The 20,807-nt window shown below is 53.4% G+C and carries 24 protein-coding genes; 22 read left to right on the top strand and 2 right to left on the bottom strand.

Going from position 1 to position 20,807, the window contains the following annotated elements:
* Positions 1-37: 37 nt before the first annotated feature.
* Positions 38-1,474 (bottom strand): L,D-transpeptidase, encoded by a 1,437-nt coding sequence (locus tag BQ5456_RS03300; protein ID WP_071128743.1) that lies wholly within the window; start codon positions 1,472-1,474, stop codon positions 38-40.
* A gap of 362 nt (positions 1,475-1,836) precedes the next feature.
* Here BQ5456_RS03300 and rpmE point away from each other — a divergent pair, with 362 nt between their 5' ends.
* The 21 genes from rpmE to BQ5456_RS03195 all read left to right on the top strand — a co-directional run bounded on the left by rpmE (position 1,837) and on the right by BQ5456_RS03195 (position 18,162).
* Complete coding sequence (gene rpmE, locus BQ5456_RS03295; RefSeq protein ID WP_071128742.1) at positions 1,837-2,055, top strand: 50S ribosomal protein L31; 219 nt, start codon at positions 1,837-1,839, stop codon at positions 2,053-2,055.
* Positions 2,056-2,231: 176 nt separating this feature from the next.
* The gene (gene prfA / locus BQ5456_RS03290; RefSeq protein WP_071128741.1) at positions 2,232-3,338 is read left to right on the top strand and encodes a peptide chain release factor 1; all 1,107 of its coding nucleotides are present in this window, start codon (positions 2,232-2,234) and stop codon (positions 3,336-3,338) included.
* 17 nt (positions 3,339-3,355) lie between these two features.
* On the top strand, positions 3,356-4,210 hold the full coding sequence (gene prmC, locus BQ5456_RS03285; protein WP_071128740.1) for a peptide chain release factor N(5)-glutamine methyltransferase: 855 nt from the start codon (positions 3,356-3,358) through the stop codon (positions 4,208-4,210).
* Between the two features lie 77 nt (positions 4,211-4,287).
* On the top strand, positions 4,288-4,659 hold the full coding sequence (locus tag BQ5456_RS03280; protein WP_071128739.1) for a hypothetical protein: 372 nt from the start codon (positions 4,288-4,290) through the stop codon (positions 4,657-4,659).
* Positions 4,660-4,668: 9 nt separating this feature from the next.
* Positions 4,669-5,292: an L-threonylcarbamoyladenylate synthase gene (locus tag BQ5456_RS03275; RefSeq protein WP_071128738.1), complete on the top strand. Its 624-nt coding sequence runs from the start codon at positions 4,669-4,671 to the stop codon at positions 5,290-5,292.
* A gap of 7 nt (positions 5,293-5,299) precedes the next feature.
* Complete coding sequence (locus BQ5456_RS03270; protein ID WP_071128737.1) at positions 5,300-6,445, top strand: glycosyltransferase family 4 protein; 1,146 nt, start codon at positions 5,300-5,302, stop codon at positions 6,443-6,445.
* Positions 6,442-6,954, top strand: a complete 513-nt coding sequence (locus tag BQ5456_RS03265; RefSeq protein ID WP_071128736.1) for a Cg1360 family ATP-synthase-associated protein — start codon at positions 6,442-6,444, stop codon at positions 6,952-6,954. The genes BQ5456_RS03270 and BQ5456_RS03265 overlap by 4 nt, the downstream gene beginning before the upstream one ends.
* Positions 6,955-7,131: 177 nt before the next feature.
* The gene (atpB, locus tag BQ5456_RS03260; protein WP_071128735.1) at positions 7,132-7,929 is read left to right on the top strand and encodes a F0F1 ATP synthase subunit A; all 798 of its coding nucleotides are present in this window, start codon (positions 7,132-7,134) and stop codon (positions 7,927-7,929) included.
* Positions 7,930-7,985: 56 nt separating this feature from the next.
* The gene (gene atpE, locus BQ5456_RS03255; RefSeq protein WP_071128734.1) at positions 7,986-8,189 is read left to right on the top strand and encodes an ATP synthase F0 subunit C; all 204 of its coding nucleotides are present in this window, start codon (positions 7,986-7,988) and stop codon (positions 8,187-8,189) included.
* Between the two features lie 18 nt (positions 8,190-8,207).
* Entirely contained in the window at positions 8,208-8,765 is a 558-nt protein-coding gene (locus BQ5456_RS03250; RefSeq protein ID WP_071128733.1) for a F0F1 ATP synthase subunit B, read from the top strand.
* Positions 8,765-9,595: a F0F1 ATP synthase subunit delta gene (locus tag BQ5456_RS03245; protein WP_071128732.1), complete on the top strand. Its 831-nt coding sequence runs from the start codon at positions 8,765-8,767 to the stop codon at positions 9,593-9,595. Before BQ5456_RS03250 ends, BQ5456_RS03245 begins: the two co-directional genes overlap by 1 nt.
* Positions 9,596-9,624: 29 nt before the next feature.
* Positions 9,625-11,280, top strand: a complete 1,656-nt coding sequence (gene atpA / locus BQ5456_RS03240; protein WP_071128731.1) for a F0F1 ATP synthase subunit alpha — start codon at positions 9,625-9,627, stop codon at positions 11,278-11,280.
* 2 nt (positions 11,281-11,282) lie between these two features.
* Complete coding sequence (locus BQ5456_RS03235) at positions 11,283-12,212, top strand: F0F1 ATP synthase subunit gamma (protein WP_071128730.1); 930 nt, start codon at positions 11,283-11,285, stop codon at positions 12,210-12,212.
* A 26-nt stretch (positions 12,213-12,238) separates the two neighbouring features.
* On the top strand, positions 12,239-13,684 hold the full coding sequence (gene atpD / locus BQ5456_RS03230; RefSeq protein WP_071128729.1) for a F0F1 ATP synthase subunit beta: 1,446 nt from the start codon (positions 12,239-12,241) through the stop codon (positions 13,682-13,684).
* Complete coding sequence (locus BQ5456_RS03225; RefSeq protein WP_071128728.1) at positions 13,684-13,941, top strand: F0F1 ATP synthase subunit epsilon; 258 nt, start codon at positions 13,684-13,686, stop codon at positions 13,939-13,941. The genes atpD and BQ5456_RS03225 overlap by 1 nt, the downstream gene beginning before the upstream one ends.
* A gap of 37 nt (positions 13,942-13,978) precedes the next feature.
* Positions 13,979-14,401 (top strand): DUF2550 family protein, encoded by a 423-nt coding sequence (locus tag BQ5456_RS03220; protein WP_071128727.1) that lies wholly within the window; start codon positions 13,979-13,981, stop codon positions 14,399-14,401.
* Positions 14,402-14,428: 27 nt separating this feature from the next.
* Complete coding sequence (nucS, locus tag BQ5456_RS03215) at positions 14,429-15,127, top strand: endonuclease NucS (RefSeq protein WP_071128726.1); 699 nt, start codon at positions 14,429-14,431, stop codon at positions 15,125-15,127.
* A 40-nt stretch (positions 15,128-15,167) separates the two neighbouring features.
* Positions 15,168-16,388 carry an N-acetylglucosamine-6-phosphate deacetylase gene (locus tag BQ5456_RS03210; protein ID WP_071128725.1) on the top strand — a complete coding sequence of 407 codons (1,221 nt, stop codon included), beginning with the start codon at positions 15,168-15,170 and terminating at the stop codon, positions 16,386-16,388.
* Entirely contained in the window at positions 16,389-16,670 is a 282-nt protein-coding gene (locus tag BQ5456_RS03205) for an ATP/GTP-binding protein (protein ID WP_071128724.1), read from the top strand.
* A 98-nt stretch (positions 16,671-16,768) separates the two neighbouring features.
* Positions 16,769-17,548 carry an alpha/beta fold hydrolase gene (locus tag BQ5456_RS03200; protein ID WP_071128723.1) on the top strand — a complete coding sequence of 260 codons (780 nt, stop codon included), beginning with the start codon at positions 16,769-16,771 and terminating at the stop codon, positions 17,546-17,548.
* A 200-nt stretch (positions 17,549-17,748) separates the two neighbouring features.
* Positions 17,749-18,162: an ACT domain-containing protein gene (locus BQ5456_RS03195; RefSeq protein ID WP_071128722.1), complete on the top strand. Its 414-nt coding sequence runs from the start codon at positions 17,749-17,751 to the stop codon at positions 18,160-18,162.
* Between the two features lie 24 nt (positions 18,163-18,186).
* On the opposite strand, the gene BQ5456_RS03190 is transcribed toward BQ5456_RS03195, so the two are convergent.
* Positions 18,187-19,236 (bottom strand): DNA adenine methylase, encoded by a 1,050-nt coding sequence (locus tag BQ5456_RS03190; protein WP_071128721.1) that lies wholly within the window; start codon positions 19,234-19,236, stop codon positions 18,187-18,189.
* 113 nt (positions 19,237-19,349) lie between these two features.
* Here BQ5456_RS03190 and BQ5456_RS03185 point away from each other — a divergent pair, with 113 nt between their 5' ends.
* A complete protein-coding gene (locus BQ5456_RS03185) occupies positions 19,350-20,696 on the top strand; it encodes a DUF4921 family protein (protein WP_071128720.1) in 1,347 nt (448 codons plus the stop codon).
* The last annotated feature ends 111 nt before the right edge of the window (positions 20,697-20,807 follow it).

Below are 20,807 nucleotides of genomic sequence, written 5' to 3'. Positions count from 1 at the left end.
AGGGATTTCGATAGCTGGAATCCCTTCGGGAATGTAACTAGCGGTGAGAGACTACTACTGTTCCTATCGGTGCCCAGTTGTAGAACTCGCCCGCTGCGGGTACGGGCATATTTACGCAGCCGTGAGAACCGCCTGATCCTCCCCATCCAAAGGAACCACGCCAGGGTGCTCCGTGAAGCGCGTATCCTCCGGAGAAGTACATGGCGTAAGGAACATTCGGGGTTACGTACCGGCTGCCATCAGTGTTAAATCCCCGCATAGTGTCAGAGCGAACTTTACGTTCAACCGCAAAGGTTCCTTGAATGGTGGGGGTAGCGGGGGCGCCAGGAACCATTTTTGTTGGTCCTTTAACTACCGTGGCACCCTCATAACCGGTAACCGTGTAGTTAGAAAGATTTACGTCAATCCATTTTTCCCCCGGAGCTGCCATATAGGCCAGCTTTTCCGCCCCATCGGCAATGGTCTTGTCTTCATTAGTAGCTTTATCAACATCGGTCTTGTAGGCTACCGAGCTGTCTTTTCCGGCGGCAAAGTTGGTGGTGATTTCTTTTACCAGCTGATCAGCGTTGGTGACTTTAACTCCATCTTTCAGTTCGGTTTCGGTTTTAAGTACCTTCCCCTCGCTATTTACGAAGCGTTTGCCGTTAACTTTTTCTACCTCAACAGATTCTTTATTCTCGTTTATCCAGTTGCTGATAACTTTCCCATCTGCTCCCGGTTTAGGATTCATGGTGACATCTGGGATTTTCACGAAGGAAACCCGATCCTGCTGGGTGGCAACGATATCCTTTTCTCCGGTCTTCACCGTTACCTCGGTTTTAGCTAATTTTTCGGCATTAGCAGCCAGTTGTTTAGCCCAACTCGCTTCCGCCAAAGGCATAGTCTTACCAATTTTCAGGGGAACGTTTTGATCCTTCTGGGTGGCGACTACCTTGGCAGCTGCCATCAAGATAGCGCGGTTATCTGCTCCAAAACCGTCCTTACCGGGAGTTATTTCAAACCCAGTTGCTTCGGAGTTTGCTTCTACCTGAGGCTCAGTTACCGGCTGTAGTTTCGAAGTTTCCGTGGGTAACTCTTGTGACCATTTGTCCACAACTTTAGGTTTTAAGTCATGAACAATGTTTACCTGGCGGGTGGTGAACAGGCTGGTTACGTAGCTGAAGGCACCGTTGCGGACGGTCGCCTTCCGGGCGGTTTCTATCGAATTCACCTGATACCCGATTTCCTTGGGAGTCAGCGAAGTTTCCTTGATTCCCTGTCCGGAAAAAGTAACTTTGTTATTTGTTTCCGCGGTGTCGAGTTGTTTTTTGATTTGGCTAGCAGTTAGACCGGAAACTGTAACTTCCCCTACCTTGGTGCCGGGCAGTGCTTTCTTCCCAACTGCGTAGTAGGAAACGTAGATTGCGAACGCGGCGATAATCGTCACCAGGATGGCAACTACTACCCCAACAGTTATTTTTGTTTTCTTAGACATCAATATCGGGCTTCCAAAATGGGCGAATCAAAACAACACCTTCATCCTAACGGCGTTTTAGGCTTTAACTATCCCCAGCGTGGGTAAGTCTGCTCACAATTGCAGGTAGAAGTAGGTTTTGCCCCACTTTACCAGCACTGATGCCCTGCTGTTTTCTTGTCTGTTATGAGATTGTTATAAGATTCATTTTTCAAATGGCGAACAACGGCTAGAAGAAGCCACCCGGAAAGGTCATGCCCACCACATTTTTGCCCGAGAAGTAGCATCACCAAGGCGCGAAGTGGCATAATCTAATCCGGTTCCGGTTCACCTCTTGTAACCTGCATTTGGACCCGGCGCCCTAAGAACCTCAAGGAGAAACCATGAAGCAGGGAATTCATCCCGAATACGTTCCCACCACGGTTACCTGTACCTGTGGGAATACTTTTGAAACCCGTTCTACCATTAAGTCCGGCACCATGCGGGTAGACGTGTGCTCTGCCTGTCATCCCTTCTACACCGGTAAGCAAAAGATTATGGATACCGGAGGGCGGGTTGCTCGCTTCGAAGCTCGCTACGGCAAGCGCAAGCGCGAACAGTAAAGCTTTTATTAGGTGTGGTCGGCCAGTTGGTCGGCCACACCTTTTTAATTTGCCATCACCCTGCCTCTTTGGTTCGAGAAAGGCTTTAACCGGCGCTTCCTAGCGAAAGCTGGTTTTCGCCCCGGGGATAGGCAACGTAGAGTAGAAGTCAGGTCGCAAAGATTTAAGGAGCAACTGTGGGATCGCCGATTGACGAGGAAGCTGTTCAGGCTCTCATCGCAGAAAAAACTGAACTGGAAATGAAAATGGGCGATCCCCAGATACAAAAGGATCAGCAACAGGCCCGCAAGATTGGGCGCCGCCATACGCAGTTAGCGCAGATCGCTAAGGCTTATGAAACCTGGAAAAGCGCGGAAGGAGACCTGCAGGCGGGCAGGGAACTGGCGAAAGAAGATTCCGATTTTGCCTCCGAGATTCCCCAGATGGAGCAAACTGAAAGTCAGGCGTTAGATAAGCTGCGTAAAGTCTTGGCTCCCCGTGACCCCGATGATGCTCGCGATGTGATTATGGAAATTAAAGCGGGTGCCGGTGGGGACGAGTCTGCCCTCTTCGCCGGGGATTTGCTGCGAATGTACGAGCGTTACGCCGAAGCTAAAGGTTGGAGCCTACAGGTGCTGGATTCCACAGTGAATGATCTCGGGGGAATCAAGGACGCGCAAATTGCGATAAAAGCTAAAGGAAATGTAGCTCCCGAGGACGGAGTCTGGGCGAACCTAAAATACGAGGGCGGGGTACACCGGGTACAGCGGGTGCCGGTTACTGAATCCCAAGGGCGCATCCATACTTCCGCCGCCGGAGTGTTGGTAATGCCCGAGGTTGAAGACGCGGGAGAAATAGAGATAGACCCCAACGAGGTACGGGTAGATGTATTCCGCTCTTCCGGTCCGGGCGGGCAGTCGGTTAATACCACCGATTCCGCGGTTCGCCTGACCCATATTCCCACCGGAATCGTGGTCAGTATGCAAAACGAGAAGTCGCAGATTCAAAACCGTGAGGCAGCTTTCCGGGTGCTCCGGGCGCGTCTAAAGGCGGAAGAAGAGGCAAAGCGGGAGGCCGAGGCCGCCGAGCAGCGGCACTCCCAGGTGCGTACAGTGGATCGTTCCGAACGTATCCGTACCTATAACTTCCCGGAGAATCGGATTGCTGATCATCGCACCGGATACAAGGCCTATAACCTCGACCAGGTGCTCAATGGGCAATTGCAGCCGGTGATTGATTCGGCCATCAAACTTGATGAGGAACATCGCTTGCAGCAGCTCTCCGGGCAGTCAAGCGATAAATAGCGTGGTATTTTTCGCGGATGAACGAGGTCGGTTTTTCTCGCCAGCAAGCGTTTAGCTGGGCGCGAGGGCGTTACGCTGAAGCTGGAATCGAGCCGGCACGAGAAATCATGGCACTATATTGCGCTGCCTGTGAAGCTAAAGAATTCCTATTTGCTCCTCAGGTATTGTCAGCTACGCAAACAGAAGTTTTCCGTGATTTGGTTAGCCAGCGTTGTACTCACCAGCCGCTGCAACATCTGCTAAAAGAAATGCATTTCGGGGCTTTTCGCCTGGTTTCCAGCCCAGATGTTTTTATTGTGCGCCCGGAAACTGAGTATCTAGTAGAACTGGCGCTGCGTCCCCAGGGTGCAAGGAAAGCAAAACTCGCGGCAGATTTATGCGCCGGATCGGGGGCTATTGCTCTTACTCTTGCCCGCGAATTGCCCTCGGCTGAGGTCTTTATGGTGGAGATCAGCAAAAAAGCTTTAGCAGTGGCGCAGAAAAATTTGGAACGCTATTCAGATTTAGCGCGGCGGATTACCGTGAGCTACGCCGATGTAGCGGAACCTGGTCTTTGGTCTGAACAGGCGGGAAGATTTGACCTGGTTGTAAGCAACCCGCCCTATGTACCGCCCGGCACTATCACCCAGCCAGAAGCATTAAAGGATCCGCCGCTCGCGCTTTGGGGTGGGGGAGCAGATGGTCTCCAGATTCCCAAACAAACCGTTAAACAAGCTTTCCGGCTGCTGGGGCAAGACGGGATTTTGGCGATGGAACATGACCCCACCCAAGGGGAAATCCTATGTGCTTATGCTGGTAAAATCGGTTTTCGACAAGCGAGGACGCATCTGGATCTTAATGGTCGTCCTCGATACCTATTGGCGCGAAAGTAAAGATAACATTAACGTCTGCCTTAGATGCTGCTAACGTTAAGGTAAAGTGGCTGGAAGATAAGAGAAAGGGGGCGGAGATGGCGCGCAGTTTTCGCACGGTACTTGCTATTGCCGTGGTAGCTTTGCTGCCTTTAGCTCTTACTTCTACTGCCTTCGCGGATGACCCCACTCCTCAGCCCACTTTGAATTATGTCGAGGCTCCTTTAGATCGCCCTCCTGCCACCACGGCGGTAGAGGTCACTAAATCTCCCGAACCGGCAGCAACTACCCCTTCTCCCCAAAATAGTGAAACCCCGTCTTCCCCGCAGGAAAGCACTCCCGATAGCCCGGGTGAGTTAGCAAAAACTGGGGGTAGCCGCGATATTTGGTTAACAGGTATTTCCTTGGTCTGTATCTGGGTAGGAGCGGCCATCACCACCTATGGACGGGAACGTAACCTAAAACGTTAATATCGAAGTATGCGTACTCCCTTAAGTCCCGAAGACATCTCTTGCCTGAAAAACCAGATTTCTGCTGGAAACCTGCTGGTAGTGCCCACGGATACCGTCTATGGGATTGCGGCAGACCCTTTTTCATCTGCGGCAGTCGATAAGCTGTTGACCGCGAAAGGTCGGGGAAGAGACTTTCCCTCTCCGGTGTTGGTCAATAGTATCGCTCAAGCTGCTTCTTTGGTTCCGAAGATTCCGCCCCTGGCCAAATGCTTCATGGATAGTTTCTGGCCAGGCGCCCTAACTATCGTGCTGCCGGCTCGCCCAGATTTACCCCTTGACCTGGGGGTGACAGGGGGTACGGTGGCGGTGCGGCAGCCGAATCAAGCAGACCTTTTGCAGTTACTGACCACAACCGGGCCGCTAGCGGTAACTTCCGCCAATCTCCACGGGCTTCCTCCTGCCCAGTCAGCCGCCGAAGCCAAAAAGTATTTTGGAGATAAGGTGGCGGCATACCTGGATGCGGGTTCCAGTAGAATCGGTCAGTCCTCCACCATAGTTAAAGTAGAGAATGAAGAGTATTCGCTGATACGGGTAGGAGCCATCGCGCCTCCGCTGTTATCTGCAGTAGCGGGCAAAGAGCCGAAAGACTAGCAAAACTGTGAAAGCCTATCTGTTACTTGGAGTAATCGCCTGCGCGATTACTTTCTTAGTGACCCCGATAGTGCGCCGTATTTCCTTGGCACTGCACGTATTGACCCCGGTAAGGGGGCGCGATGTGCATACCGTACCCACCCCGCGTCTCGGGGGGATTGCCATGCTATCTGGACTGTTAGGGGCGTTCTTAATTGCGAGACAAACCCCGTATTTCTCGCAGTTTTACAGCGATCCCCAAGTTTGGGCGCTAATCTTTGGATCTCTCGCAATCGCAGTTTTGAGAATAATCGACGATATTTATGATTTGAACTGGTGGACAAAGCTTTCTGGACAGGTTTTAATCGCCGCCGGGATAGCCTGGCAGGGCATTCAAATAGTTTCTTTCCCGATTTTTGGAATGACTATTCCCTCCACCCGGATGTCGATTCTGGTAACCGTGCTCATCATCGTGGTTTCAACCAATGCGGTGAACTTTGTAGACGGTCTGGACGGTCTAGCTGCCGGAATCACCCTGATTGGCGCCGGAGCGTTTTTTGTTTATTCCTACCTGCTGATTCGCCTCACTAACGCCCAAAGTTATGCTTCCTTCGCTGCCATGATTGGAATCGTAATCGTCGGGGTTTGCCTGGGGTTTTTAACCTCTAACTTCCATCCCGCCAAAATCTTTATGGGGGATTCGGGGTCGATGTTGCTGGGGCTCACTACTTCCTGCATGTTTATCGTGGTAACTGGGCAGACGGATCCCGCCTCTTTAGGCAGGTCGCAATTCCTGCCGGCCGCCATCCCGGTGTTGCTACCTATCGCCGTAATGATTTTGCCGTTCCTCGACATGGTGATGGCAGTAATTCGTCGGCTTAGCCGCGGGCAGAGTCCTTTCAAGCCCGATCGCCAGCACTTGCATCATCGGCTGCTAAAAATGGGGCATTCTCACCGCCGCGCAGTCTTGGTGATGTATCTTTGGGCATTCTTTATTTCTCTACTGGCAGTCAGTTTCTTGAAACTAAGCCCGCTGGGAGAACTGCTGCTGGCCTGCGGTGGTGGGGTTCTGTGTTTCCTAGTTACCATAGCTTTTTTACCGGGTTTGCGGAGTGATTATTTTGCTGCTTCTGGTCCCTATCCGCGCCACCTGCGACAAAAGGAGGATTTATGAACGAGGATGCATCAGCGGCTGAGCTGCAGGGGGGTGACGTAAAAAGCACTGCCGACAAAGGCCTGGAAAAAACTAGTCTGACCAGCGCTACCTCCTCTATTCAGGATCGCTACGGGGCGCGCGCGGCTATTCGCACAGGTAATCGGGTAGTAGCCCTGATTTTAGGGGTCTTAACGGTGGTAGCAATACCGTTGGCCGGGGTAATCCGTTCCTGGCCAGGGCTGCTGGGGGCTGTAGCCGGGATGACGATTATGTGGATTGTGGCCGCGGTGGGAATCGGAGCCAATCAGCTAGTGCTGCGCAATCCCCGTCGCACTAGCGGGGTGGTTTTCGGGGCTTATTTAGTGAAACTGGTCATAGTTATTGTGGCCGTGGCGGCTCTGCGCCCTTTGCCACAGGTTGATAACACGGTGATCTTTCTCGTATTGATAGTCGCTATTTTACTAACCACCGTTGGCGAGGCGCGTGCGGTATCTAAAACCAATAAATTGATTATCGAGAAACTATAGAAACAGTAAATGCGCAGCACTAGCACCTTTAGTTCTCAGCGACGCGTGTCCTATGTTAAGTTAATCTAGAGATATTTTGAAGCGGTCTCTTGAAGCGCTATGAAAGCGTTAGAATGGAGTCCGAATCACAGTTTTCGGCCAAATCGGCAGAAATGAAGGGAACAGACAGTGTCACCGATGCTTAGTGGGCTCACCACCCTGTTACCGCAAGGCGGTTTCGAGGCACCTACTATTGATGAATTCTTCCCCCCGGTGATTGCTTTTGCCGGAACCCCTTTCGAAATGAACCGCATCACCTTAGTGCGGATTGTGCTGCTAGTGGCTTTCTTGATTTGCGCGGTGCTCTATACCCGCCGGGCAAAAATGATTCCCGGTACGGCGCAATCTACGATGGAGTATCTCCTGGATTTTTGTCGCACCAATATCTCTGAGCAGGTGATGGGTAAAGAGTACGCGAAGAAATACAACGGTTTTGTTACCGCAATCTTCTTTACCGTCCTGTTTATGAATATCGGGGGCATTATTCCTGGGCTTAACATCGCTGGTAGTGCAGTGGCAGGCATTCCGCTACTGTTGGCGATATTTGTTTGGTTTTTGTTTATCATCGCCGGAATCCGGGCTCAGGGCTTTGGAGGTTACTTTAAGTCTTCGCTATTTATTCCGAACGTTCCCAAGGTGCTCTACATTCTGCTGACTCCGATTGAGTTTTTCTCCACCTTCCTGGTGCGCCCTTTCACCTTGTTCGTCCGGCTTTTGGCCAATATGGTCGCCGGACACATGCTGCTGGCACTGACAATTTTGGCATCCAACTATTTCTTGCTTACCGCGGCCGGAGGACTAAAAGTGCTCTCGCTGGTAACCTTCCTAGCTGCGATTGCGGTAACCGCCTTTGAAATTTTTGTTGCATTCCTTCAGGCTTATGTATTCGCGGTACTCACCGCGGTGTACGTAGAACAATCGGTACACACCCACTAAGACTTCCGCCTTCGGCGGGAAAACCCACAAATAAAGAAAAGAAAGAGAAGAAAATAATGACTGGATCTATAGCTACTATCGGATACGGCTTGGCATGTCTTGGACCCGGTATCGGTCTTGGGCTTCTAATCGGTAAGACCCAGGAATCTCTGGCTCGCCAGCCTGAACTTGGTGGTCGTCTAACCACCAATATGTTCATCGGTATCGCGTTCGTAGAGGCGTTGGCACTAATCGGTTTGGTTGCCGGCTTCTTGTTCTAATCCTCAAAAGGAAACTCAATGTTGTACATGATTCAGCGGGCAGGCGAGGAAGGTGACCACCACATTCTACTGCCAGCGATTCCAGAGTTAGTCTGGTCTGCGATTATTATCGCAATCTTCTTCTTTGTGATTTTGAAGTTCGTTTATCCAAAGTACAAAGAAATCACCGAAACCCGCGCCATCACCATTAAGGATGGTTTGGAAAAGGCGGAGCAAGCGAAGAAAGAAATCGCTGATGCTAACACCCAATCTGAACTGGCGTTGCGCAAGGCTCACGAAGAAGCAGCTCAAATCCGCTCCGAGGCGCAAGAAAGCGCCAAGCGGATTGTGGCAGAAGCAAAGACACAAGCCAGCGAGGAAGCTGAACGTATCAGTGCTAATGCCCAGCGGCAAGTAGAGGCCAACCGACAGGCAGCAGAAATCTCTCTCAAGACTGAGGTCGGGATGCTAGCAGCGGACCTGGCAGAGAACATTGTGGGCGAACAGCTGACCGATCGGGAACTATCTGCACGAGTTGTTGAACGTTTTCTAGATCAGCTGGAAGCTTCCTGCGAGAAGGAAAGTGTTGAGAAATAATGCGCGCATCCAGTAGGCAAGCCCTAGAGAAGGGCAAAGAGGTTATAGCTGGACAAGCGGGCGTAGCAGCTGAAACCTGTTACGCCTGGGCAGATGACCTCTTTGTACTCTCTGACTTGGTGCAAGGCTCATCTAGGATTGCTTTGGCGCTCACTGATCCGGCTCGTAGCCACGAGGATCGATCCGGCTTGCTCACTGCCCTGGCAGAAAACCTGTCAGATGTCGCCAGGGAAGCAGTGATAGCAGCTTTGGCAACTGCACATAGCTCTCCAGAGTTGCCTACCGTTATTGAGCGGCTAGGTGAATATGCGGTGCGATATGGTGCCCAGACAGAGGGCAAGACCATTGAGATCGCCGATGAAGTATTCTCCCTGGAGCAGTTCGTGCGCGCTAACCAGCAGGTGCGTTCGGCACTTTCTGACCGCAATCGTGACTCTAAGTATCGGGTGCGCTTGCTACAAGAGCTAGTCGGCGGGCAGCTTTCACGTCCGGCGGCCACTTTGGCTGCGCGGGCAGTTAAAGCGGTTAGTCGCGATTCCAAGATTGAAGGCTCGGTTTCCCTTACAGGAACCCTGCGCCATATTCGCCGTGACCTGGCAGCTGCCGGAGATGCTCTGGTGGCAACCGTACAGGTGGCGATGCCCTTGGAGCCGGCACAAGCTGAGCGTCTGCGGGATATTTTGTCCCGACGCTATCAAAAAAACATTCACCTACAGGTGAGCGTTGACCCTTCGGTGGTAGGGGGCATGAAAGTCCGGGTTGGTTCCCAGGTTTTCGATGGCTCCGTGGCCACCATTATTCAAGAAACAAAGCAGAAACTGGCCGGGTAGTACCGGAACGTTAGGAAAAGGCAATTTTCATGGCTGAACTTCAAATCCAACCGGAGAAGATTCGTGACGCCCTCGCGGACTTCGTAAGCTCCTACGAGCCCACTCGTTCTACTGAGGACGAAGTCGGGCACGTAGTGATGGCGGCTGATGGTATCGCTCGAATCGAGGGCTTACCGGGGGCAATGGCGAACGAACTGCTCAAGTTCGCCGACGGCACCACCGGCTTGGCAATGAACCTAGAAGATCGGGTTATCGGCGCGATTGTGCTGGGTGACTTCTCGGGTATTGAAGAAGGTCAGCCCGTGCGCCGCACCGGAGAGGTGCTATCCGTTCCTGTGGGTGACGGATACCTGGGGCGTGTAGTCGATCCCATGGGGCAACCCCTTGACGGTATGGGAGAGATTCAAGATATCGAGGGGCGCCGCGTCTTGGAGCTACAGGCTCCGGGGGTAATGATGCGTAAGTCCGTGCATGAGCCCTTGCAGACCGGTCTAAAAGCCATCGACTCTATGATTCCGATTGGGCGGGGTCAGCGGCAGCTAATTATTGGAGATCGCCAGACCGGTAAAACCGCGATTGCGATTGACGCTGTGCTTAACCAGCGTAAGAACTGGGAAAGTGGGGATCCCAAGAAGCAGGTGCGCTGCATTTACGTGGCCGTGGGGCAAAAAGGCTCCACGATTGCTAGTGTGCGCGGGCAGTTAGAAGCTGCCGGAGCCATGGAATACACCACTATTGTGGCGGCTCCCGCCTCCGATTCTGCCGGCTATAAGTACCTGGCTCCCTACACTGGCTCCGCTATTGGTCAGCACTGGATGTACCAGGGCAAACACGTCCTGATTATTTTTGATGATCTTTCGAAGCAGGCCGAAGCCTACCGTAGTGTTTCCCTGATGCTCCGTCGCCCGCCGGGGCGCGAAGCCTACCCGGGCGATGTGTTCTATCTGCACTCGCGGCTCCTAGAGCGCTGTGCCAAGCTTTCTGATGAGCTCGGCGGAGGCTCCATGACTGGATTGCCTTTGATTGAAACCAAAGACAATGACGTATCAGCCTATATCCCCACCAACGTCATTTCGATTACCGATGGACAGATTTTCTTGCAGTCGGATCTGTTTAACTCCAACCAGCGTCCGGCGGTAGACGTAGGTATTTCCGTTTCTCGTGTAGGCGGAGATGCGCAGGTCAAAGCGATGAAGAAAGTTTCCGGTACCCTGAAGATTACTTTGGCACAGTACCGAGATATGCAGGCTTTCGCGATGTTTGCTTCCGATTTGGATGCCACCACGAAACGCCAGCTAACCCGCGGGGAACGCCTGATGGAGCTGCTGCGACAACCGCAAGCCACCCCTTACGAGGTAGAAGATCAGGTTTGCTCTATTTGGGCTGGTAACAGTGGATATATGGACGACATCGAAGTCAGCGATGTTCACCGTTTCGAGTCGGAAATGCTTGCCTATCTGCACGCCAACTCGGATATACCAGCCAAAATTAAGGAAACTGGGCAGTTTGATTCTGACACCGAACAAGCTCTGAAAGAGGCAGTGGAGAAGTTCCGTGCGGGCTTCGTTTCTTCTCAGGGAGTGCTGGAATCGGAAGTTCAGATTCCCGAGGAGGTTTCCGAAGCCGAGCGTGACAGCGAACAACTGGTGGTAGACCGCCATAACAAGAAAGACAAAAAGGATTAGCCTTGAGCGGAAAGCAGCGGATATATAAGCAGAAGATTAAGGCCACGCAGACGCTGGCTAAGGTCTTTCATGCTATGGAGCTGATTGCGGCCTCGCGTATCGGGAAGGCTCGCGCAGCTGCCACTCAGTCCACGCCCTTCGACTCGGCGATTACCCAGGCTTTGGCGGCTTTGGCGATGCACTCTTCCTTTGATCATCCAGTTACCCGTGAACGTACGGACACTAACCGGGTAGCGGTGATGTGTGTTACTTCGGATCGCGGTCTGGCTGGTGCCTATTCAGCTTCCATCTTGCGGGAAACTGAAAAGTTGGTTGAAGAGCTAAAAGAGCAGGGTAAAGAGCCGGTACTGTACAGCTGTGGGCGCAAAGCAGAAAGTTATTTCCGGTTCCGGGGGATTCCGGTTAAGCGCTCGTGGACTGGGAATTCAGATTCCCCGACAATCGAGCAATCTTACGAGATAGCAGACGTCCTCACCGAAGCTTTCTTGGCGGATGTGATTAACGAGGGCGTAGCTCAGGTGTACCTGGTGTTCACCCGGTATGTGAATATGGTTAAGCAGGTTCCGGTAGTGCGCAAGATGCTGCCTCTGGAGGTCATCTCGGAAGAAGAAGCCGTAGAGATGGAGATGGATATTAACCTGGATCCACCCCAGGGTAAAGTTCCCCCACTCTATGATTTCGAGCCTAACCCCGAGGCAGTACTGGATCAGATTCTGCCCATGTATGTGCGCTCGCGGATTCGGTCGGCGCTGCTGCAGGCAGCAGCCAGTGAGCTGGCCAGCCGGCAAACTGCTATGCATACTGCAAACGATAACGCCCAAGACATGATTGAGCGTTACACCCGTCTGGCAAATAACGCACGCCAGGCAGAAATTACTACTGAAATAACTGAGATCGTCGGCGGGGCAGAAGCCTTGGCCGCTGGTCGCTAGAGGAAACAAGGAATAAGGAGACTCTAATGAGTGATACCGAACGGACTACGGGCGTGGGACGGGTTTCCCAGGTGATCGGCTCGATCGTGGACGTGGAGTTCCCGCCCGATCATCTGCCTGAAATGTATAACGCGCTGGAAACCATGATTCAGATGGAAGGGGAAGCAGCTCCTCATAAGCTGACTTTGGAGGTGGCGCAGTTCTTGGGTGACGATGTGGTTCGCTGCCTAGCACTCAAACCCACTGACGGCTTAGTGCGTGGACAAGAGGTTACCGATACTGGCGCCCCCATTTCGGTTCCGGTAGGGGACGTAACCAAGGGACACGTATTTAACGTGACCGGTGATTGCCTCAACCTGGAAGAGGGCGAGACTCTCGAAATTAAAGAACGTTGGCCGATCCACCGTGACCCGCCGTCTTTCGACAAGCTGGAATCCAAGACCCAGATGTTTGAGACCGGGATTAAAGTTATCGATCTGCTCACTCCCTATGTGCTGGGCGGCAAGATTGGTCTTTTCGGAGGCGCGGGCGTAGGCAAAACCGTGTTGATTCAGGAAATGATTCAGCGCGTAGCCCAAGACCACGGAGGCGTGTCAGTATTCGCCGGTGTAGGCGAGCGTACTCGTGAAGGCAACGACCTGATTCACGAAATGGATGAAGCGGGGGTCTTTGACAAGACCGCACTGGTGTTCGGACAGATGGATGAGCCTCCGGGGACTCGTCTGCGGATTCCGCTAACCGGTCTGACCATGGCGGAATACTTCCGGGATGTACAGCATCAAGACGTGTTGTTGTTCATCGATAATATCTTCCGCTTCACCCAGGCCGGCTCGGAAGTATCTACCCTGCTTGGGCACATGCCTTCGGCAGTAGGCTACCAGCCGAACCTCGCCGACGAGATGGGGCTACTACAGGAGCGGATTACTTCGGTGGCGGGGCACTCGATTACCTCCCTGCAGGCCATTTACGTGCCTGCTGACGACTATACTGACCCGGCTCCGGCGACCACCTTCGCACACTTGGATGCCACTACCGAGCTTTCGCGTGATATTGCTTCGCGTGGTCTGTATCCGGCGGTTGATCCTTTGGCTTCGACTTCGCGTATTTTGGATCCCACGTATGTGGGTGAAGAGCACTACCAGGTTGCCACCAAGGTGAAGACAATTCTGCAAAAGAACAAAGAACTACAAGATATTATCGCCATCCTGGGTATGGATGAGCTCTCCGAAGAGGACAAGCTCACCGTTAACCGGGCGCGCCGAATCCAGCAGTTCCTGTCCCAGAACACCTATATGGCGACAAAGTTCACCGGTGTCGAGGGCTCTACGGTTCCGCTTTCGGAAACCATTGAAGCGTTCAAGCGGATATGCGAAGGCCAATACGACCATATTCCGGAGCAGGCCTTCTTCAATATTGGCGGGATCGAAGATCTGGAACGCAACTGGGCGAAGCTGCAGAAAGAAGCGGCGTAATGAGTTCGCTTTCGGTTCGATTAGTTACCCGCTCTGGGGAGCTGTTTAGTGGGCAGGCGGGATTCGTCTCCCTGCCCACTACCGAAGGTTCTATGGGTATTTTACCGGGTCACCTCCCGCTTTTAGCTACCATTACCGCTGGTAAAGTAAAAGTTGGGGCAAAGGAAAATGATCCGGACGCCCAAGAGTTTGAGGTGGTTCCCGGATTCGTTTCGGTTGACGATGACAAGGTAACTATCGTAGTAGATGGGCTCTAGGCCGAAAAGAATCATCTTTAAGAGATATAGTTAGGCCATGACGGCGCTAAAAGTTTTTCTGCTAATCATATTGGTGATTGCTGCCCTGGTGGCTTTAATCGCCGCCTATTTTCTGTGGCGCATGAATCGGCTCTATCGTCGGGGAGCTTTCCTGTGCTCTTATCGCCCGGACGTGACCTCCGGATGGACCGAGGGGTGTGCGGTCTACGAAGCCGAGTCCTTAAACTGGCACAAAGCGGCAGGTCTTTCCTTTCGCCCCGACAAGACCTGGTCACGTCGGCATCTAGAGTTAGGCAAAGTGCATAACTACCTCTCCAAAAAAGGGGTGCGCAACGTAGCGGTGCCGGTTACGGTAGGTACTCATCGTTTTTGGCTCTTCCTGTCTGAGGATGACCACGCCGGTCTGGTTTCTTGGGCAGAGGCGGCACCTCCTCGGGAAATTCCCCAATCCTGGGGTTAAAATCTTTTTGCTTTAGAATAGATTCTCATGCGCGTTCTCTTCGCTAATTGCTCAGTTGAATACAGTGGTCGTCTAACCTCTTTCTTACCGATGGCACCGCGAATGATTATGGTAAAGGCGGATTCGTCGGTGCTTATCCATTGTGATGGCGGCTCCTATAAACCTCTCAACTGGATGGCGGGTCCGGCAACTATCGAAGAACTGCCGGTGCTACCCGAGGACGAGGCCGCCGGGGTAGAACAGATTTGGTTAGTAGAATCGGCAAAAACTGGCGATCAGTTAAAGCTGCGAATCGGGGAGATTTTCTCGGAAACCAGTTGCGACCTGGGAATAGATCCGGGACTGCAAAAAGATGGGGTAGAGGCGCACTTACAAGAATTATTGGCGGCGCAAGTACCCGAAATCCTCGGGTCTGGTTGGGAATTAATCCGGCGTGAATACCCCACTCCGGTAGGTCCGGTAGATTTACTGGTTTTTGACCCCGAACTCAATCATGTAGCCATCGAAGTTAAGCGACGCGGGGAAATCGATGGGGTGGAACAGTTAACCCGCTATCTAGATTTACTTTCCCGCGACCCGATTATGCCGGAAGTGCGGGGAATTTTCGCCGCGCAAGTCATCAAACCCCAAGCTAGAACGCTTGCCGAGGATAGAGGAATTCGCTGTCTAACCTTGGATTACGATACGATGCGAGGGGTGGACGACGCGGAATCGCGCCTATTTTAAGCAATGAGAATAATACTGAGCGGGCAGGAGCATTGCAGCTATGAGTGAAGTTTTCGCACTACGTGGACGAGTGGTCACCGCGAATCGCATCATTACTGATGGGGCAGTGGTGGTCTCCGGGGATGCCATCGTCTGGGTGGGGGAGGCAACCGCCGCTAAAGAGGTCGGGTTCGGCGATGAAATCTTAGCTGCGGAATCTCCCAGTGACGATCGCTATGTGCTCCCCGGTCTGGTTGACGTACACTGCCACGGCGGTGGGGGAGTCTCCTTCCCTGATATCCAAACCAAAGAACAGGCGCTGGCAGCGGTGTCCGAACATCTGCGTTGGGGAACCACTTCGCTGGTGGCTTCGCTGGTCACCCAATCCCCGATGGTGCTTCGGGAAAAGGCAGAGATGCTGGCGGAATTGTGCGAGGCAGGTAAACTCGCCGGTATCCATTTTGAAGGCCCGTTCATCGCTCAAGGTCATTGTGGCGCGCAAGATCCCGCACATATTCAAGCCCCTAACGCGCCCTTAGCGCGCGAGCTACTAATTGTTTCGCGTGGCTATGCGGTATCGATGACTTTTGCGCCTGAAAAACCTTATGCGATGGGACCTTCCGGGGTGGCAGAAACTTTGATTGCCGGCGGAGCGGTGCCTTCTTTCGGGCATACCGATACCAACTCTGAAAAGATGCGGGATGCCTTGGTAGAGGTACGGCAAACCCTGCAACATTCCGCGAGCGCTCGCTGCCCGCATGCTACTGTTACCCATCTGTTTAACGGGATGGCGCCTATGCATCACCGCAATCCCGGTCCGGTTCCGGAGATTCTGGCGGATGCCGCCGGGGGCGGAGTGATTGTAGAACTTATCGCTGATGGGGTACATGTCGCTCCTTCTTTGGTGCGTAATGTGTATGAACTGATCGGGCGGGAGCAAATGGTGTTTGTTACCGATGCGATGGCGGCGACCGGTCTGGGAGATGGTGACTACGTCCTCGGCGGACAAGCGGTAAGCGTTAAAGAGGGGGTAGCTAAGCTAACTCAGCCAGGCGGGGGGCTTGCCGGGGGAACTTCCCATCTGATTAACCAGGTTAAAATCGCACATCAGGCGGGAATCCCGCTGGTAGATGCGGTTTATTGCGCTTCGATGCAAGGGGCAAAAATCATGGGGAACTCCCAATTGGGGGAGGTTGCTGCCGGAAAGTCGGCGGACCTGCTGGTTACCGATGCCGATTTGAATCCCATGCGGGTTTATAAGCGGGGAGCTTTAGCGTTTTAAGTGGCCAGGCGTTCTCGTAAGCGTCCCTGGGGCGAGCATCGCCCTTTGCGGATGGATTCTCTAGCTTCGATGCCACGGGCAGTTTCCCGCGCCGATGGCGACTATCAGGTGCAGTATCTTTCGCAGGCGCGCAAGGTTTATCGTTGCCCCGGCTGTAGCCAGGAAATCCAGATTGGTCAGGCGCATGTGGTGGCTTGGCGCACTGATTCTCTTTTTGGTCAGCGTTCCGCTTTGGAAGGACGCCGCCACTGGCATCGCTCCTGCTGGGAACGCGGTCTTTAGCTAAATTTGAGGACGCGCCAAGTCCCGCCTCCCGGAAAAGGCCAACTCTCGCGCCGATTTACCTTAAGCTAAGCGGAGAGCTGTGCGAAGATGGATTTATGAACGTGGCGATTTTTACGCGCGATGCGCAAAGAATAGGGGGTACTCCCGCAGTAGTTTTATTAGCTGCCTTCCCCTACGATCACCGAATGTGGGAAGGGGTGGCGCGCCGTTTCGAGGGGGTACCGGTGATTGCTGTTGATCCCCCGGGTTTCGGTCATTCACCGATTCCCACTGACCCACCCTCTTTAGAAATCTATGCCGACTATGTAGCCCAGGCGGTGCGCGCGGAGGGCGCGGAAAAAGTGCTGGTGTGCGGAAACTCTATGGGGGGACACACCGCACAGGCGATGATTGAGCGTCATCCGCGCCTAGTGGGTGGAGTGGTTCTGGTAGGCACCAAGGCTGATATTGACACTCCCGCCGCGCGGGCAGCTCGCACCGAGATGGCGGTAGGGGCCTTAGTAGGCAGGGCGCAAGAACAGTTAGTGGAGGGCATCCCCACTATGTTGGCTAAAGAAACTGTTACTGATTTTCCCAAGATTCCGCAGCTGATGGAAAAGTGGATTAACGAGGCTCCCGGGGAGGCCATCTCTTGGGCACAACGGGCGCTAGCGGCGCGTCCGGGGCGCCTGGAAACTTTGGGGAGGGCGCAGATTCCGGCAATGGTAGTGCGCGGGGAACAAGATCAAAGTTCTACCGCTGCTCAAGCCGAAGCGATGGCTAAGGCGCTCGGTACCCGGGTAGTTTCGGTGCCACGCGCCGGGCATTTGGTTCCCCTTGAGGCGCCCTCGGCAGTGGCGCGGGCAGTGATGAGCGTTTATCGGCGAATGTCCTGACTTTTGCCGCTAGTTTTAAACTAAGGCGAGGGCGGGTAGCATTTACATCCTCCCCCCAGGGAACGGGCGAGCCAATATTTTAAATCAAGTTGCTGAGCGTAGCCTGAAAGTTTTCGTATTCACCTGCATAAACTAAAATAAATCGACCGTAGAGTGAGACTGAAAAGCGCGGGCAGCGCTCGTCCTCATACCGTAAAACTATGAGTTCTTATTCTGACTTTGACCTAGCATTGTCTAAGCTGCATCCCCACATGTTTGGCAAGTATGTATTCTTGTCGGAGCGGGATGGTTTGCCCGCGGGATTGGAGCCGTTCGCGCAGATAAAAGAGGAAGAAGGACTTACCCTAATCGTGCCTTTGGAACAGGCTAAAGCTGCCGGAGTGGCCGAGGGGAAAAAGATTTATCGCCGTATCACTTTGGACTGTGATGTTTCCTTGGAAGAAACCGGGCTTACTTTTACCGTGGCTTCCCAGTTGGCCAGCCAATCTATTCCCTGCAATGTTTTATCCGGTCTGTATCACGATCATTTGATGGTGCCGGCAGCGCGGGCGCAAGAAGCGATATCTCTGTTAGAACAGCTCTCCCAGCAAGCTAAAGGCTGGCTGCAATACTAGGCGTTCCTCTGCCTGCCAGCTAGTTTAGGACGCTAATGCCGCGCTGATTTGGGACAGGGTCGCCTCCTCGCCCCCTACGAATACGTTTTCAGTGTTATGGGCTGCTCCCGGTTGCCCAACTTTCTTTCCCTGGGGGTCATAGATCCCGATTTTTGACCCCACGTAGCGGCGTTGCGGAAATGAAAACTTCTTTACCCGGGCAAACCCGGCCTGATAGATGGCGCTAATCATCTCGTCTTCGCTGATCCAGGCTTCATCGTTATAGGAAACCACGATAGTGTTGGCGCGTACCCGATGCAGCAGGGAAAAGAAACTGCTTGCCATAGTGCGTTTGGAGTTAAAGACTGAGCGGTGCTCCTCGCCGCGGGCATCTACTCGTTTGCGGGCTACCCCGTAGGTTTCCGGGGCATCCCAGCGCACCAGAGTCTCCCAAATATGGTAGTTCGTGAAGTATCGGTGCTGGTTATAGGGGGGATCTAGGTAGGCGAGGTCGACTGGCGGTACCTGGTCAACCAGCTTGAGGGCATCTCCTTGCAGTGCCTGTCCCTTGCCCGAAATTAGTTCCGGCTCCCGCAGTTCTAACTGGTTATAGGAACGCGGCGCCCACTTCTTCAAATATGCCATCTGGAGCCCGGTGGTAGAGTCTACTCGGTCGGCTGCCTCTAGCAGGGAAGTTAATAAAATCGGAAATAGGGGATCGTCTGTTAGGGGAACCAGATAGTCGCGGCAAGCATCGATGCGCGCTCCGTTGTGGGGTTGGAAAAACCTGGCCTGCCGGCAAAAAGTCTCGGTGAAATACCCCTCTTTGCCTTCTAGGGCGCTCATTGCGGCTAGGTGCGCGCGCAAAGCGTCGTAATCTACCGTGTCGGCATCGGTTTCGATATAGGTGCGCGCCAGCTGGTAACTATAGGAGGCCAGGTCGCAGGCAGTGGTGAAGATTCCACGGCGTTTAAACTCTTGGGCAACCCGGGTAGTGCCAGAAAATAGGTCGAGGGCGCTTCTGACGCCAGCGGCGGTGGCAATAGTTCCTAAAGCTGGCACCAGGTTTCGTTTGGAGCCCAAATACTTAATCAATGTCCCTCCTTTCCTTCCGCTCACTATAAACCAGACCTGGCGGTTTTGGGGTATCTGAGCTACACGCGCCGAGGGTGAACGAAAAAATGGGTGCGGGCAACTAGGGTGGAAGTATGGCAAAAGAGGAAGCAGAAGCCGCGCGCGCCCTAGTTAAACTGGCAGATGGAACCGTTAAACAGCGAAATCAGTTGACCGGAACCGAAGTGTGGACCGTGCCGGGGCGGGGGCATCGGCCCCTTTCTAAGCCGCAGGTTAATCCCACGCCGATTACTGCAAAAGACCACACTGCTAGCTGCGCATTCTGCTCAGATCGCTATCTAGAAACTCCGCCCGAAAAATCTCGGATTGTCCTCGGGGATCAGGAACTTCCCGCAGATAAGACTACTAGCTGTGGGGATTTTCGGATTGCGGAGGGGCTGGCAGCCGATCAGCTCAGTAAATATCCGGCAGATTTTCGCCGGATTCCCAACTTATTCGAGATTGTTTCCTATCAATACTGGAACCTGAATTACGGACACCAGCCTTCCGATAAGGAACGCCAACGTATGGCGGAATACCTGTCTACCCCTACCGGCTATGACCATGTGCTGCGGGTAGTGCGGGCTAAGCTGCACCAATACGGGATGAATGATGCGGAAATAGACGGCATGAGCGAGCCGGAGATGCTGGGGCATGCCAATTCCTTCTTTTCGGGCGGACATGACCTGATTGTGGCTAAACGACATTTTGTTCCCGGAGCGACCGATTCTTCCCAACTGGCCTCGGCAGGTACCCTCACTCCCGAGGAACATAATGCCTATACCGCTTTCACCGCCCGCACGCTGCGTGACCTGTACGAGTTGGATTCGGCAGTTAAATACGTGGCCACTTTCCAGAACTGGCTAAAACCGGCGGGCGCCAGTTTCGATCACCTACATAAACAATTGGTGGCAATTGATGAATTCCCGGTTCAGACCGCGCAAGAACGCGAGCGGCTGCGTAAAGACCCCGATATTTACCACACGATTTTAAAGATTCGGGCGACTCGCGGGCTGATTTTGGCGCAAAACGAGGACGCGATTGCGATGGCCGGGGTGGGACACCGCTATCCCACGATTGCAGTCTGGCCGCTGGGCAAGCCCTGTAATCCTTGGGATGCGGGAGAAAAGAAAGTGCGGGCAGTATCCGATATTTTGCACGCTATCCATGCGGCGACCGGGGCGGATGTCCCCTGCAATGAAGAGTGGTATCACCGTCCGCTTTCGGTTTCCACCCCCATGCGTTGGCGGATTTTGGTTAAATGGCGGATTTCTACCCTGGCAGGATTCGAGGGCGGCACCCGGATTTACTTAAACACGATTGATCCTTGGGGGATTTGTCGGCGAGTAGTTCCCCGCCTAAAAGAGCTACGCGCATCCGGGAAGATTGCGGATATGCGCATTGGCGACGAAACTAAGGTTCTGCCCTCCCTACTGGATTAACTGCAGGTTTTAAGGGCGCGTTGGGGGTAATCCTGGCAAGTCCGCTTTATTAAGCAAAATATATAAGGAATCGGGAGGCTACCGCCTCCCGATTCCTTATTTAGCTACTTT

Source organism: Varibaculum massiliense, from assembly GCF_900106855.1.
Classification (GTDB): domain Bacteria; phylum Actinomycetota; class Actinomycetes; order Actinomycetales; family Actinomycetaceae; genus Varibaculum; species Varibaculum massiliense.
Note: the sequence above shows the minus strand (reverse complement) of the source record. Positions and strands in the feature narration are given on the sequence as shown.

Excerpts from the sequence above, each read along its gene's own strand:
- BQ5456_RS03250 (WP_071128733.1), top strand. The coding sequence starts at position 8,208 with ATGTTGTACATGATTCAGCGGGCAGGCGAGGAAGGTGACCACCACATT.
- rpmE (WP_071128742.1), top strand. The coding sequence starts at position 1,837 with ATGAAGCAGGGAATTCATCCCGAATACGTTCCCACCACGGTTACCTGT.
- BQ5456_RS03200 (WP_071128723.1), top strand. The coding sequence starts at position 16,769 with ATGAACGTGGCGATTTTTACGCGCGATGCGCAAAGAATAGGGGGTACT.
- atpD (WP_071128729.1), top strand. The coding sequence starts at position 12,239 with ATGAGTGATACCGAACGGACTACGGGCGTGGGACGGGTTTCCCAGGTG.
- nucS (WP_071128726.1), top strand. The coding sequence starts at position 14,429 with ATGCGCGTTCTCTTCGCTAATTGCTCAGTTGAATACAGTGGTCGTCTA.
- BQ5456_RS03265 (WP_071128736.1), top strand. The coding sequence starts at position 6,442 with ATGAACGAGGATGCATCAGCGGCTGAGCTGCAGGGGGGTGACGTAAAA.
- BQ5456_RS03210 (WP_071128725.1), top strand. The coding sequence starts at position 15,168 with ATGAGTGAAGTTTTCGCACTACGTGGACGAGTGGTCACCGCGAATCGC.
- atpB (WP_071128735.1), top strand. The coding sequence starts at position 7,132 with ATGCTTAGTGGGCTCACCACCCTGTTACCGCAAGGCGGTTTCGAGGCA.
- BQ5456_RS03225 (WP_071128728.1), top strand. The coding sequence starts at position 13,684 with ATGAGTTCGCTTTCGGTTCGATTAGTTACCCGCTCTGGGGAGCTGTTT.
- BQ5456_RS03275 (WP_071128738.1), top strand. The coding sequence starts at position 4,669 with ATGCGTACTCCCTTAAGTCCCGAAGACATCTCTTGCCTGAAAAACCAG.
- atpA (WP_071128731.1), top strand. The coding sequence starts at position 9,625 with ATGGCTGAACTTCAAATCCAACCGGAGAAGATTCGTGACGCCCTCGCG.
- BQ5456_RS03220 (WP_071128727.1), top strand. The coding sequence starts at position 13,979 with ATGACGGCGCTAAAAGTTTTTCTGCTAATCATATTGGTGATTGCTGCC.
- BQ5456_RS03280 (WP_071128739.1), top strand. The coding sequence starts at position 4,288 with ATGGCGCGCAGTTTTCGCACGGTACTTGCTATTGCCGTGGTAGCTTTG.
- prmC (WP_071128740.1), top strand. The coding sequence starts at position 3,356 with ATGAACGAGGTCGGTTTTTCTCGCCAGCAAGCGTTTAGCTGGGCGCGA.
- BQ5456_RS03300 (WP_071128743.1), bottom strand. The coding sequence starts at position 1,474 with ATGTCTAAGAAAACAAAAATAACTGTTGGGGTAGTAGTTGCCATCCTG.
- BQ5456_RS03195 (WP_071128722.1), top strand. The coding sequence starts at position 17,749 with ATGAGTTCTTATTCTGACTTTGACCTAGCATTGTCTAAGCTGCATCCC.
- BQ5456_RS03185 (WP_071128720.1), top strand. The coding sequence starts at position 19,350 with ATGGCAAAAGAGGAAGCAGAAGCCGCGCGCGCCCTAGTTAAACTGGCA.
- BQ5456_RS03245 (WP_071128732.1), top strand. The coding sequence starts at position 8,765 with ATGCGCGCATCCAGTAGGCAAGCCCTAGAGAAGGGCAAAGAGGTTATA.
- atpE (WP_071128734.1), top strand. The coding sequence starts at position 7,986 with ATGACTGGATCTATAGCTACTATCGGATACGGCTTGGCATGTCTTGGA.